Consider the following 12,096-nt stretch of genomic DNA (forward strand, 5'->3'; position numbering starts at 1 on the left):
GCAACTCATGGGAGACGCGATGTGGACGGACCCGACCTGCCCGGTCGCGCGGGCGGCGGACGTGATCGGCGACCGCTGGAGCCTGCTGATCATCCGCGACGCGATGGACGGCGCCCGCTCGTTCACCGACTTCCGGCAGCGCACGGGGATCGCCCGCAACATCCTCACCGACCGGCTGCGCAAGCTGACCGGGCACGGGCTGCTCGTCCAGGTCGAGGCACCCCCGGGCAAGCGGCGGCAGTACGTGCTCACGGAGCCGGGCCGGGACCTGTTCGCCGTGATCGTGACGCTGCGCCAGTGGGGTGAGCGGCACGCCTTCGAGGCCGGCGAGCCGCATTCGGTCCTGGTGGACGAGCACGGCGCGGTCGTCCCGCCCGTCGTCCCCACCGCACCGGACGGCGCACCGTTGACGTGCGACACGACCGTGGTGCGCAAGGCGACTCAGGCGAGCGGGTAGCGCTCCCCCGGCCTCACCCGGCGACCGCGGGCCGATCCCCCGCGCGGGCGAGCAAGCCCGAAATCGTCACCTCGAGCGTCCGCCCCACCAGCGCCGTGAACTCCACCCGCGTCGCCGCCACCGCCGGGTCGAGCGCGTAAGCCGCCTTCAACGCCTCGGACGGACGGCTGTGCGGCCACGCCGCCGCCGTGACCAGGCTCGCCGTCGACACCAGCTCGTACGCCGCCCGGTCGTCGAACTCGGGCAGGTGATTGCGAACCACCGCTGTCAGCGACTCCACCGCTCGCAGCAACGCGCGCTTGTGCTCCAGCGCCACCTCGGCCGAGACGTTGTGCTCCAGCACCGTGGCCTGCGAGCTGATCAGGTCGCACAGCACCGGCCGCCGGGCGAGGGACTCGGCCAGCAGGGCCGCCAGGCGGTCGCCGCGCTCGCGCGCCGTGCCCTCCGCCGGGGACGTGCCGGCCAGCTCGGCGACCCAGTCGCGCACGTGCCCGTCCAGCAGTTCCAGCAGCACCGCTTCGCGCGACTCGACGTACCGCACGATGTTCGCCTTCGCCAGGCACACCCGGCGGCTCAGCTCGTTGAAGCTCAGCTTGGCGACCGGCATTTCGGTCAGCATCGCGTCCGCGGTGGCCAGGATCGCGCGCCGCCGCTCGGCTCGCTGCTCGTCGGTGCGGGCGCGCTTGAAGTTCACCTCCCCATCTTACGTACCCCCGGTACGTTGTCAACGAACCGCTGGTACGTTACCGTGGTGCCAGTAACGTACCAGCGGTACTTAGAGAGGTGTGTCATGTACCAGGTCCCTGACCAGCACGGGAAGCTCGCCGTCGTGACCGGCGCCAACAGCGGCACCGGCAAGGAGACGGCGAAGCGCCTGGCCGCGGCCGGCGCCGACGTGGTCCTCGCCGTCCGCACTCCCGAAAAGGGCGAGCAGGCCCGTCGTGAAATCCTCGCCGCGCACTCCGGCGCCCGGGTCGAAGTCCGGCGGATCGACCTGGCCGACCTGGCCTCGGTCGGCGCGTTCGCCGACGGGCTGCTCGCCGAGGGCCGGCCGCTCGACCTGCTCGTCAACAACGCGGGCGTGATGACCCCACCCCGGCGGGTCGGCACCGCCGACGGCTTCGAGCTGCAGTTCGGCAGCAACTACCTCGGCCCGTTCGCGCTGACCCTGCGCCTGCTGCCGCTGCTGCTCGCCGCGCCGGCCCCGCGCGTGGCGACGATGAGCAGCGGAATGGCCAACGGCGGCCGGATCGGTTTCGACGACCTGCAGTGGGAACGCGCCTACAGCCCGAGCCGCGCCTACGCCCAGTCGAAGCTGGCCGACCTGATGCTGACGCTGCGGCTGGCCGACATCGCGGCCGAACGCGGCTGGCCGCTGCTCTCCACCGGCGCGCACCCCGGCTACACGCGCACCAACCTGCAGACCGCGGGCCCGGGCCTTGACGGGAGCGGCCCCGGCCCGCTCAGCTCACTGGCGTTCAAGCTCGTGCCGTCCCAGGGGGTCGAGCAGGGCGCGGAACCCCTGCTGTACGCGGCGACGAGCCCGGACGCGGTGGCCGGCGGCTACTACGGCCCGCGCTGGGGGCTGGTCGGCCCGGTCAAGACCGCCAAGCCGCCGCGCCGCGCGCTGGACAAGGCGGTGGCCGAGCGGCTGTGGACCGAGTCCGAGCGCCTCACCGGCGTCTCCCTGCCCGCCCACGCGTGACTTTCACCCGCGCAGCGCGGGCCCGATCCACCGCCGGACCAGCGCCCGGATCCCGTCGTCGGTCAGCGCCGGCGTGGACGGGTACTGCAGGTACGACAGGAACAGCCGCATCAGGACCTCGGCCAGCCCCTCGAAGTCCGCGTCGGTGACGACCCCGGCCGCCCGCCAGTCGACCGGGACGTTGCGGAGAATCGTGGCGCCGTGGGAAAAAGCCGGCGGCGAGATCACGCCGACCGTGAAGAAGTCGGCCTCGCCCGCCCGCAGGAGCAGGCCGAGGTGGGGCTCGCCGGGCAGCGCCCGGACCGCGAACACCACCGACTCCACCGCGACTTCGGTGGCGGTGGCGAAGGCGGCGAGGTGGCGCTCCATCCGCCCGGCGAACTCCTCGACGCCGGCCAGGGCGACCGCGCGCAGGATGTCGTTGAGGCTCGGGAAGTAGCGGTAGACCGTCTGCCGCGTCACCCCGGCCTCGGCGGCGACGTCGGACAGGCTGGTCTTGGCCAGGCCGACGCGGTCGATACACGCCGTCGCCGCGTCGACGATCCGGCGGCGTGCCTCGTCTTCGGTGCCGGGTGGGTTGCCCCGCCAGCCGTGGTGCCCCATGCGCCCCATCCTCCCCGACCGGACGACATCAGCCGGGAGCAGGGGCCCGCTCGTTCCGGTACAGCGCGACCAGCACGAGCCCGGCCGCGGCGAAGCACGCGAGCGCGTAAGGCACGCTCCCGGCCGGGCCGCCGCCGACCGCCGCGAGCCAGAACACCGCCAGCACTCCCAGGTAAAGAGCGGGGTAGACCCGCGCGAAGGCGGACGACGGCGGGCGGTCCGCCCGGCTCGTGCCGAGGATCCAGGCACCCGCGATCCAGACCAGGGCCAGCTCGGCGCCGAGGATCCAGGCCTGCGCGGCGGGGTGGCCGTCGAAGAGGCTCGACGGGAGGCCGGCGACCGCCATCGCCGGCGGGGTGAGCACGCCGGCCACCAGCGTCCGCCAGGTCAGCGACCACCCGCGCCGCGGACCGCCGGCCAGCCGCACCACCAGGTAGGTCAGGGCACCGAACGAAACCGAGGCGAACAGCAGCATGCTGGTCATCGGCACCGACGCCAGCGCGGGCCGGCCGACGATCCGGTTGCCCGGATTCCAGGCCCACCACTCCAGCCGCGGGCCGAGCTGGTCGAAGACCTCGTAGAACACCTGGCAGACGAAGGCGACCGCGACCGACCCGGCGAACGGGCCCCGGGTCCGGAAGACCCCCAGCACCCGCACGAGCTCGTAGGCGAGCTGGCTGAAGGCCGGGTAGAACGCCACGATGTAGAGCGGCAGCCGGTCCGCCATGAACTGCACGGTGAACTCGTTGTGGGCGAAGATGAAGCCGTAGAGCCGGTCGAGGCCGAACCACTCCGGGAAGTACAGCGGCGGCTCGGTGACGAACAGGTAGACCAGCGAAGCCCACCACAGCGCCAGGTTGACCGGATCCCCCGCGCGGTACCGGCGAAGCGCGTGCACCAGCGCGAAGACCGCACCGCCGACGACGAGCAGTTCGAGCAGCGGCATCGTCCAGTGGGCCAGGTCCCACGGGAAGCGGACCGAAACGACCGGCGAGACGTCGTGGCAGTCGAAGCCCAGGCCGCGGGTGACGGCTTCGGCGTCGGGCCCGCACGCCGGGCTCATCGCGCGGTCGCCGTCGAATAGTCCGTGGCGGGCGGCTCGGCCCGGGCGTCGAACCCGAACGGCACCCGGTGCCTGCCGAGCGCCGCGCGGACGCGGTAGCGCAGGATTCCCGCGATCACCCGCGGGTTGCGCAGCATGTCCCCCAGTGACTCGTCGAGGTTGAACACCTTGGCGAAGTGCTCGTCGACGACTTCGTCCTCCCGGGCGGCCCCGACGATGAGGCTGAACGCCGGAGCCGAGACGGCGGCGAGGATCCGGCGCTTCCACTCCGGCGGCTTCTCGGTGCCCTCCGCGCACTCGTACCCCTGGTCGCGGGCCATCGCCAGCCGCCAGGGCACGTTCAGCAGCTTGCGTTGCGCGGCAAGGAAGCCCGCGGAGAACTTCGGGTCGAGGCGGTCCGCGCGGGCGAGGTGCTCGCGCAGCAGCAGCGCCGAACCGGCGGCGGAGCTGATGCCCTGGGCGTAGAAGGGGTTGAACGCGCAGATCGAGTCACCGACGAAGGCCAGCCCCTTCGGCGGGGTGCGCAGGCGGTCGTAGCGCCGCCACTTGTTGCCGGTCGAGCGGGTCAGGTGGACTTCCGAGGTGGGCTCGCACCGGTCCATCGCGGCCGCGAACAGCGGTGTCCGCACCCGGCGGGCCGTCTCGACGAACGCGTCGGCGGTCCGCGGCATCGGCAGGCCCCACGACCCCATGCAGGCGATGACCCGGTTGCCCTCGACGGGGAAGAAGTTGACCAGGTAGTCGTGTTCGTCGGGGTGCTCGCCCTTGTCCGGCGTCGGCATGATCACCAGGTGCCGCCACCACCAGGACGCCGGCCGCGGCACGGGGAGGTCGTACCAGCGCGAGGTGTAGGTGACCTTGGCGTCGAGCGTCCGGGTCTCCGGTTCGGGCCAGCCCGCCGCCACGAGCCAGGAACCGACCGAAGAGCCGCGGCCCATGGCGTCGACGACGAAGTCGGCGTCGAGGGGCCCGTCGCCGGTGCCGACGCCGGTGATCCCGCCGTCGCGCGTGGTGAGGCCGGTGACCACGACGCCTTCGCGGATGTCGACGTTCGGCAGTTCGCGGACCTTGTCCCGCAGGACGCGCTCGATGAGGATCCGCGAGCTGTAGACCATGGTCATCGCGCTGCGCTTGCGGGCGGACCAGCCGACGCCGTCGAGGTAGGCGGCGTCCATGGACGGCATGAGGTGCAGGCCGCCGGCGGCGACGAGGTCGGCTTCGAAGCCGGGGAACAGTGCCCCGATCGCGCGGCGGCCGGAGTTCAGCAGGAAGTGCGGGTGCTTGCTCTGCGGCACCCCGCGGCGGTGCTCGGCCCCGGCGGGGAGCTCGTCGCGTTCCAGCACGAGAACGCGGTCGAAGTACGGCGCGAGGGCGCCGGCGGAGCACAACCCGGCGGCACTGCCCCCGAGCACGACGGCGGTCTTGCCGAGCCGCATGCGGACCAACTCCCCACGTCGAATCATACAAAGTGACGATGAATGTATGAATGGGTGGGCGCGGGTGTCAAGGGGCCCGGCTCGTCAGGACCTGGGCGGCGAGCTGACCCGCAGGACGTTCCCGTCCGGGTCGTGCAGGCGCATTTCGTACATCCCCCACGGCCGCACGAACGGCGGCTCCGCGATGTCGACGCCGCGCTCGCGCCACTCCCGGACCAGCCGGTCGACCTGCTCGGCCGTGTGGACGTCGAGGTGCAGGCGGGTCGTGTGCGCACCCGGGAGCTGGGTCAGGATGAGCTGGACGTGGTCGCGGCCGACCAGCGCGGTGCCCGGTTCGTGCGGTTCGCCGTCGTGCAGGAACCGGGCCTGGCGGTCGGACCAGCGCCAGCCGACGGCGAAGCCCAGCTCGTTCGCGTAGAAACCGAGGCTGACGCCGACGTCGGCCACCAGCAGGTTGGGCCGGCAGGCGAAGATCGCGGGGCCGGGCGCGGCACCGTCCCAGTCCTCGGCCAGCAGGCCGAAGAGGAGGTCGTCGGTCCACTCGCCCTTGAGCCACGTGTGGCGGCGGCGAAACCCTTCGCGGCCGAACCCGAGCCGGTCCAGCAGGCCCGCCGACGCGGTGTTGCGCGCGTCGCACTCCGCCGACACGCGGCGCACGCCCGCGGCGAACACGCGGTCCAGTACGCACCGCACGGCCTCGGTGGCGTAGCCGCGCCGCTGGTGCGCGCGGGCGATGGTGAACCCCAGCTCGGCCTGCATCCGGTTGCCGGCCAGGCAGATGCCGACGTCCCCGACCAGTACGCCGTCGACCTCGACGGCGTACTGGAACCAGCCGGGCGCGCCCTCCTCGGCTTCCGCGAACTCGGCGACGAGCCGCCGGGCGTCGGCCTCCGGCACCGGTGCGTCCCACCCCTGGTACCGGGCCACGGCGGGATCCGAGCGGTACGCGGTGAACGCGGCCACGTCCGCGGCGGCGAACCGCCGCACGACCACCCGCCCGGCGGTGACCGGCAGTTCGCTCATTCCCCCAGGCTAGCGAGCCGAGCCGTGGGAACCGCGGATGCGCAGGCCGTCCGCCTCGATGATCAGCTCGGTCGGGCAGTCGTTCACCCCGACACCGGCGAACCGGATCGGCTCGCGACCGGCACCCACCAGGGTGGTGGTGCCGTTCTTCTCTTCGACGCGCACGGTCCGGGGCCCCGACCGGGTGTCGAAGACGTGCAGGCTGCCGAAGGCGGCCTCGACGTCCGGCCAGTCGCGCGGCCCGTCCAGGACGACGGACGGCAGCAGCTGGGGCTCCCCGTCGAGGAGGACCTCCATCTTCGCGGTCTCGCCGGTGTCGATGCGCAGTCCGGTCTGTTCCTCGTTGTCGAGGGTGAGCTCCACGTAGCCGCCGCGCGGAGCGGTCTCGCGGATTTCGAGCTCGCCGCCGGGGCGCACCAGGAACTCCGCCGAGCACCGCGCCACGACGGCCAGCAGCGGGTGACGCAAGCCGTTGACGATGCGGATCGTTTTCACCCGCTGCGCTAGTGATTCGGTCAACGGAGGAACCCTTCAACGATGGTGCGAATCGGCAGATCGTACCTCTGGCCGCCGGGGATCCGGAGGTGCCCCGGGGGTCTCTAAGGGGTGGTCCAGTCCTGCGCCACGAACGGGTGCCACCGCGGCGGTCGTGGTGGTACACGTGCGGCAACGCACCCGCCGCCGAGGTGCCCGCGGCGAAGACTCGGCTCGGCTGGTCCGGGAAGAAACCGTTCGCGGTCCGCACGCTCGAAGACGGGAAACGGCCGCAGAAGCGGTGTGACGGTGCCGCGGCGGGCCGGCGTCAGGCGGAGAGCGCGTCCGCGCGGGTGGCGGCGACCGCCAGTGCTTCGGTCAAGCCGGTCAGCTCGAGCGCGCGGCCGACGGTGCTGCGTCCAGGGGTGACGACCCGCAGCTTCGTGCCGTCGCCGGCGTCGCGGTGGGCCTTGAGCAGGACCGTCATCCCGACGGAGGCGAGGAAGGACACCGCGGTCAAATCGATCACGAGCAGCGCCGGGCGGCGGGCCAGTGCCGCGGCGAGCGCGTCGTCCAGGACCTCCACGCTGAGCAGGTCGACCTCGCCGGCCACCTCGAGCACCTCGGTCTCGCCGCCGGGTCGGTGCACCGTCACGTTCAGCAGGTCCTGGGGCCGGACCCGGCCTCCGTCAGCGGTCACCTTCACCTCCGGTCGCTCGACCTCCGGCGGCGGGGCCGGAGACTGTCCCCCAGCCGCCTACCCACTCCCGCACCGGCTCAAACGCCGCTCCCGGTCAGCAGCCGGGGCACGCTTCCTTCTTCGGCACCGCCATCGGCACGACCCGCACGGCCGCCCCGGCGACCGCCGCGTTGCCCACCCGGTCCTGCCCCGCCGCCAGCGTGGACGCCAAGTGCGACGGCACCGTCTTCGACGACCCGTCCATCGCCGTCTTCGCGGCCTGGGCGTTCCCGATGACCGCCGGCACCAGCACGAGCTTGGTCCTGCCCCGGTCCGCCGCCGAGGCGGTGCTCAGCTCGTGGGCGGTCACCGGTACCGCGGGCTTCGTCTGCGGGGGCACCAACTCGGCCATCATGCACTCCCGTTCTCGGCCAGCAACCCGGCGTACCGGCCCAGCTCGGCCGGCCGGAACAACCGCGCCTCCCGCTGGAACTGCCGCGACACCCCGCGGACCACGTGCCGCATCGAGATCGACGAACAAGAAGCGTCTGCAGCAGCAAGAGCCGCCGTGCGGGCCGCCGAGGCGATCCCCGCTCCCGTCATGTCCAGGCGGCACAACACGTCCACGTCGACGTCCGGCGCCAACGGCGCCTCCGGCGGGAAGGCCAGCTGCCACAGCCGGCGGCGCTCCGCCTGCCCGGGACGCGGGAAATGGACCACGAAGTGGAACCGGCGGGTGAACGCCGGGTCGATGTTCTCCTTGAGGTTGCTCGTCAAGATGATCAGCCCGTCGCCCGCCTCCAGGCGCTGCAGCAGGTAGCCGACCTCCAGGTTCGCGTACCGGTCCGTGCCCTGCTTGACCTCGCCGCGCTTGCCGAACAGCGCGTCCGCCTCGTCGAACAGCACCACCGCGTGGCTGTCCTCCGCCTGGCGGAACACCGCCTCCATGTTCTTCTCCGTCTCCCCCACCCACTTCGACACCACCTGCGCCAGGTCCACCTTCAGCAGCTCCAGGCCCAGGATCCCGGTGACGACCTCCGCCGACATCGTCTTGCCCGTGCCCGGCTCGCCGGTGAACAGCGCCTTCACCCCGCCGGTCGCCGGCTTGCGGGCGAAGCCCCAGGACTCCGCGATGCGGGGCCACGCCCGGAACGCCGACGCGATCTCGGCGATCTGGCTCATCTGGGCGGCCGGCAGCACCAGGTCGGCCAGGCCCCGGCGCGGGATGATCGACTGGACCGCGCCGCTGGTGCGGCCCCGGGTCACCGTCGCGATCGCCGGCTCGACGTGCTCGGTGATCGGGGTGCCGATGCCGGAGAGGCGCGCGCCGGTGTCCGCGACCGACGCCACCGCGCGCAGCTCGCCGCCGCTCATGCGGTAGCGGGCCGCGAGGTCCGTCAGCACCTCCTCCTCGAGCACCGGGAACGCCGACGACCACATCGCGCGCCGCTCCGGGAAACCCGGCGCCGGGATCGTCACCTCCGCGTACGTGCGCGCGGCCAGCAGCCGGGGCGGGCGCCACGGCGTGACACCGGTCAGGCACAGCGGCACGCCCGAGCGCACCAGCGCCTCGTCGGGCTGGGCCGCCCGGCCGTCGGCCGGGACCCACAGGATCGCCCCGAGCGCGGCCGCGGTGCGCAGGTCGCGGGCGACGTCGGCGCCGACGCGGCGCAGGGGCCGGCCGGCCGCGGCCGCCAGCGCCTGGGCCGCGTCGGGCTGGCTGTCGGCCGCGAGCCCCCACAGGCCGACCACGTCGACGTCGCCGGCGCGCACCGCCTGGCCGAGCCGGGTCAGCCGGGGCGACCCGAGGTGGACCGGCGCCGCCGCCGGCGCGACTTCGCCCGGGTCGTCGCCCAGGGTGCCGACGTCGCCGCCCCAGCCCAGCAGGTGTTCGAACACGCCGTCGCCGAGCGCCAGTTCCCGGGCCGGCTCGGCCGGTGCCTCGCCGTACGCGCGCAGCAGGCCGTAGCGGCGCAGCCGGCCGGCCGCGCCGAGCTCGCGGCGCAGCGCCAGCCGGTCCGCCGGCGTCTGCCCGAGCACCGTGACCAGCAGCTCCACGCACGGGGCGCGCCGGTTGAGGTTGTCCACGATGTAGGCGTAGACGCGCTCGTAGCCGGGGTCCAGCTCCGGCGCGGCCACCAGCAGCAGCGCGTCCTGCTCGACCCGGGACAGGCCGTACCGGGCCGCCAGCGCGTCCAGCGGCAGCGTGACCCCGCGCGACGCGGCCAGGCGCCGCAGCTGCTGTTCGGACTCCGGGTCCGGCCGGGCCGGCGACGGCGGCTCGGTCATCGCCTCGGTGAACGCGTCGACGCGGTCCAGCAACGCGTCCACCTGCTCGTCCGTCACGCAGAACGGGGTCAGGTCCGGGCGCGTCAGCGCCGCCGCCGCGCGCGCCTGCGCCGCGACGGCGATCCGCAGCGCCTGGTGCAGCTCGGCCAGGCGCGCTCTGAGGTGCTCGACCGCCACAGCGCTCACGTCAGCCACCGGAGAAGGTCAGGGTCCGGCCGCCGAGCCAGACCACGTTCGGCACGTCGGTGAGGGCACCGCCCCGCCACAGGTCCGTGTGGCGCCGGCCCAGCGGAATCGTCACCCGCACCGCGTCGCCGGAGAACCGGACCGTGGCCTCCAGGCCGGCGAACCTGGTCAGGGCCAGGACCGGGGTGCCGCCGCCCCACAGCTGCCCGGCGATCATGCCCAGCGCCAGGGACGCCGCCAGCCCGGCGCTGCGGTCCAGCGCGCGGTCCGCCGCCAGGGGCACGGCACGGTGCTCGACGAACACCGTGCGCACCAGTTCGTCCAGGCGTTCGCCGGGGAAGTCCGCGGCCAGCCGGGGTTCCACGCCGCCGGTCGTCCACAGTGGAGTACGCAGGCGCAGGCGGGTCAGCGGGTCGTCGCGCACCGGGCGCGCGTCCGTCAGGAAGCGGACGCCCGCCGCGGCCAGGTCGCGCAGGAACGACGGCGGGAGCGGACCGGACCGGACCAGCACCGGCGGCCGGCCGCACGCTTCCCAGTGCGGCAGCAGCCCGTCCACTGTGGACGCCCACGCCACCGGGAACAGCCCGTCGGCGTCGACGAGCAGGAGGCCGTCGTCCACGCCCGCGACGAGCAAGGGGCCGGCCGGGTCGTGGCCGCGGCACAGCGACAGCGCGAGCACGCCGTCCAGCACCGGCAGGGCGGGAGCCACCCGGCGCGCGAAGGTGACCAGGTCCGGCACCGGGTCCAGACCGGCGAACGCCGCCGCCGCGGCGTCGTCTCCGGGTGTTCGCCGCCAGCCCCGCTGCGGTGCGCCCAGCACCTTGTACGCCAGGGCCGCGGCGAACAACGGCGTCTCGCGGAACAGGTCCACTCCGGACAGCGCGGGACCGAGCGCGTCCAGGTAGCCGGTCCGCGCCAGCGGGCCGGCCAGCAGGAACGGCAGCACCGAGCCGACCTTCGTCGCCCCGGCCGGCCGCGGCGAGACGCTCACGCCTCCGGCCATCGTCTCGTCGACCGCTCCCCCCGGGGAACCCGGTAGTCCGGCGAGTTCCGCGCGCGTGGCCGGCGGCCGGGCAAGCGGCCACCGGCGGGCCAGTTCCCGCGCCAGTTCGGCCGCCGGTCCGTCGAGGTCGCCGGCCGCGGACGAGCCGGTGCCTTCGCCGGGAGACGCCTCGAGCAGCGCCGAGAGGTACGTCCGCACGGTCTCCTCGGGCAGCAGGGCGAGCAACGCCCCGAGTTCGCCCCGCACGGCGAGTTCCTCGAAGAGCGCGGCCACCGTGGCTTCCGGAAAGCCCGGGCCGAAGGACGGAAGCCCGGTCGCGAAGTCCACTGTGGACGCCGGATCGCCCGGGACGGCCACCGGTTCGGCCCGCGCACCCCCGTCCGCCACGGGTTCGACGACGAGACCGGACGGCACCAGCCCCCCTCCCCCGTGCGCGGACAACCGGACGGACAGCCGCACCGGCTCGGTGATCTCCAGATCCGGCCCGTCGCCCGCGAGGTACTCGTCGAACTCCGCGGCCAGCAGCTCCGGCAGCGCGTCGAGCACCCGCCGGACGAGCCCGCGCGGATCGGGCCCCCAGCTCCACCCACCCCGCCGGACCACGTGCACCACGCACTCCCGCACGGTGATCTCGCCGGTGGTCGGCGCGCTCACGGCTGCTCGACCTTCTCCAGCCGGCCCGCCCAGCCGGGGACCAGGACCAGCACGCCGTGCGGGTCGCCGTCGACGGCCGTCGGGAGCGTCGTGGCGGTGTCGCCCTTGTTGATCTGCCCGGGCAGCACGGTCGTCGCCTGCCCGGCGGAGAGGAAGGCGCGCACGACGGTGTCGGCCCCGACCGGGTTGTCCACCTCGACGCGCAGGCCGTTGCCCTGGAACACCAGCGGCTTGCTCGACGCCGGCAGCGGCACGAGCGCCGGTTTCGCCGGCTGCCCCTCCGGTACCGGCTCGACGCCGAAGGCGAGCGGGTCGAGGAACACGCCCGGCTCGTCGTCGGCCTCCTGGACACCCAGTTCGCCGGCGTCCAGGGTGAGCGTCGCGACCTCCTCCGGGAGGAGGGAGACGCGCACCGGCAGTGCGTCGCCGGCGATTTCGGCCACGGTCGGCAGGACGGCGCCGATCGACCGGACCGCGCCGACGACGTGGCCGGTCTTCTTCACGTACACCACGAAGAGGCTCAT

Annotated in this window: 13 protein-coding genes; 2 read left to right on the forward strand and 11 right to left on the reverse strand. The window is 73.8% G+C overall.

Features of this window, described 5'->3' with window-relative positions; all coding sequences use genetic code 11:
* Positions 1 to 7 precede the first annotated feature (7 nt).
* Positions 8 to 457 (forward strand): winged helix-turn-helix transcriptional regulator, encoded by a 450-nt coding sequence (locus ACWEVP_RS27765; protein WP_452065490.1) that lies wholly within the window; start codon positions 8 to 10, stop codon positions 455 to 457.
* 13 nt (positions 458 to 470) lie between these two features.
* Here ACWEVP_RS27765 and ACWEVP_RS27770 read toward each other — a convergent pair whose 3' ends face one another.
* The gene (locus tag ACWEVP_RS27770) at positions 471 to 1,151 is read right to left on the reverse strand and encodes a TetR/AcrR family transcriptional regulator (protein WP_452065491.1); all 681 of its coding nucleotides are present in this window, start codon (positions 1,149 to 1,151) and stop codon (positions 471 to 473) included.
* 96 nt (positions 1,152 to 1,247) lie between these two features.
* On the opposite strand from ACWEVP_RS27770, the gene ACWEVP_RS27775 reads away from it, so the two are divergent.
* Positions 1,248 to 2,162: an SDR family oxidoreductase gene (locus ACWEVP_RS27775; protein ID WP_452065492.1), complete on the forward strand. Its 915-nt coding sequence runs from the start codon at positions 1,248 to 1,250 to the stop codon at positions 2,160 to 2,162.
* A gap of 3 nt (positions 2,163 to 2,165) precedes the next feature.
* On the opposite strand, the gene ACWEVP_RS27780 is transcribed toward ACWEVP_RS27775, so the two are convergent.
* From ACWEVP_RS27780 to ACWEVP_RS27825, 10 genes are all read right to left on the reverse strand, one after another.
* Positions 2,166 to 2,765 carry a TetR/AcrR family transcriptional regulator gene (locus ACWEVP_RS27780; protein WP_452065493.1) on the reverse strand — a complete coding sequence of 200 codons (600 nt, stop codon included), beginning with the start codon at positions 2,763 to 2,765 and terminating at the stop codon, positions 2,166 to 2,168.
* 28 nt (positions 2,766 to 2,793) lie between these two features.
* Entirely contained in the window at positions 2,794 to 3,828 is a 1,035-nt protein-coding gene (locus ACWEVP_RS27785; protein WP_452065494.1) for a hypothetical protein, read from the reverse strand.
* Positions 3,825 to 5,264, reverse strand: coding sequence for an FAD-dependent oxidoreductase (locus ACWEVP_RS27790; protein WP_452065495.1), 1,440 nt, complete (start codon positions 5,262 to 5,264; stop codon positions 3,825 to 3,827). The genes ACWEVP_RS27785 and ACWEVP_RS27790 overlap by 4 nt, the downstream gene beginning before the upstream one ends.
* A gap of 84 nt (positions 5,265 to 5,348) precedes the next feature.
* Positions 5,349 to 6,287, reverse strand: coding sequence for a GNAT family N-acetyltransferase (locus tag ACWEVP_RS27795; RefSeq protein ID WP_452065496.1), 939 nt, complete (start codon positions 6,285 to 6,287; stop codon positions 5,349 to 5,351).
* A 9-nt stretch (positions 6,288 to 6,296) separates the two neighbouring features.
* Positions 6,297 to 6,806 carry a hypothetical protein gene (locus ACWEVP_RS27800; RefSeq protein ID WP_452065497.1) on the reverse strand — a complete coding sequence of 170 codons (510 nt, stop codon included), beginning with the start codon at positions 6,804 to 6,806 and terminating at the stop codon, positions 6,297 to 6,299.
* 283 nt (positions 6,807 to 7,089) lie between these two features.
* The gene (locus ACWEVP_RS27805; protein WP_452065498.1) at positions 7,090 to 7,461 is read right to left on the reverse strand and encodes an STAS domain-containing protein; all 372 of its coding nucleotides are present in this window, start codon (positions 7,459 to 7,461) and stop codon (positions 7,090 to 7,092) included.
* Between the two features lie 94 nt (positions 7,462 to 7,555).
* The gene (locus ACWEVP_RS27810; RefSeq protein WP_452065499.1) at positions 7,556 to 7,852 is read right to left on the reverse strand and encodes a hypothetical protein; all 297 of its coding nucleotides are present in this window, start codon (positions 7,850 to 7,852) and stop codon (positions 7,556 to 7,558) included.
* Entirely contained in the window at positions 7,852 to 9,915 is a 2,064-nt protein-coding gene (locus ACWEVP_RS27815; RefSeq protein ID WP_452065500.1) for an ATP-binding protein, read from the reverse strand. The genes ACWEVP_RS27810 and ACWEVP_RS27815 overlap by 1 nt, the downstream gene beginning before the upstream one ends.
* Before the next feature lies 1 nt (position 9,916).
* Positions 9,917 to 11,572, reverse strand: coding sequence for a hypothetical protein (locus ACWEVP_RS27820; protein WP_452065501.1), 1,656 nt, complete (start codon positions 11,570 to 11,572; stop codon positions 9,917 to 9,919).
* Entirely contained in the window at positions 11,569 to 12,096 is a 528-nt protein-coding gene (locus ACWEVP_RS27825) for a hypothetical protein (protein ID WP_452065502.1), read from the reverse strand. Before ACWEVP_RS27825 ends, ACWEVP_RS27820 begins: the two co-directional genes overlap by 4 nt.

The sequence above is a fragment of the Amycolatopsis sp. NPDC003865 genome (assembly GCF_053605345.1).

What these genes read in the sequence shown, in the direction of transcription:
- ACWEVP_RS27765 (WP_452065490.1), top strand. Translation starts at nt 8, where the DNA reads ATGGGAGACGCGATGTGGACGGACCCGACCTGCCCGGTCGCGCGGGCG.
- ACWEVP_RS27785 (WP_452065494.1), bottom strand. Translation starts at nt 3,828, where the DNA reads ATGAGCCCGGCGTGCGGGCCCGACGCCGAAGCCGTCACCCGCGGCCTG.
- ACWEVP_RS27775 (WP_452065492.1), top strand. Translation starts at nt 1,248, where the DNA reads ATGTACCAGGTCCCTGACCAGCACGGGAAGCTCGCCGTCGTGACCGGC.
- ACWEVP_RS27780 (WP_452065493.1), bottom strand. Translation starts at nt 2,765, where the DNA reads ATGGGGCACCACGGCTGGCGGGGCAACCCACCCGGCACCGAAGACGAG.
- ACWEVP_RS27790 (WP_452065495.1), bottom strand. Translation starts at nt 5,264, where the DNA reads ATGCGGCTCGGCAAGACCGCCGTCGTGCTCGGGGGCAGTGCCGCCGGG.
- ACWEVP_RS27825 (WP_452065502.1), bottom strand. Translation starts at nt 12,096, where the DNA reads ATGAGCCTCTTCGTGGTGTACGTGAAGAAGACCGGCCACGTCGTCGGC.
- ACWEVP_RS27810 (WP_452065499.1), bottom strand. Translation starts at nt 7,852, where the DNA reads ATGGCCGAGTTGGTGCCCCCGCAGACGAAGCCCGCGGTACCGGTGACC.
- ACWEVP_RS27795 (WP_452065496.1), bottom strand. Translation starts at nt 6,287, where the DNA reads ATGAGCGAACTGCCGGTCACCGCCGGGCGGGTGGTCGTGCGGCGGTTC.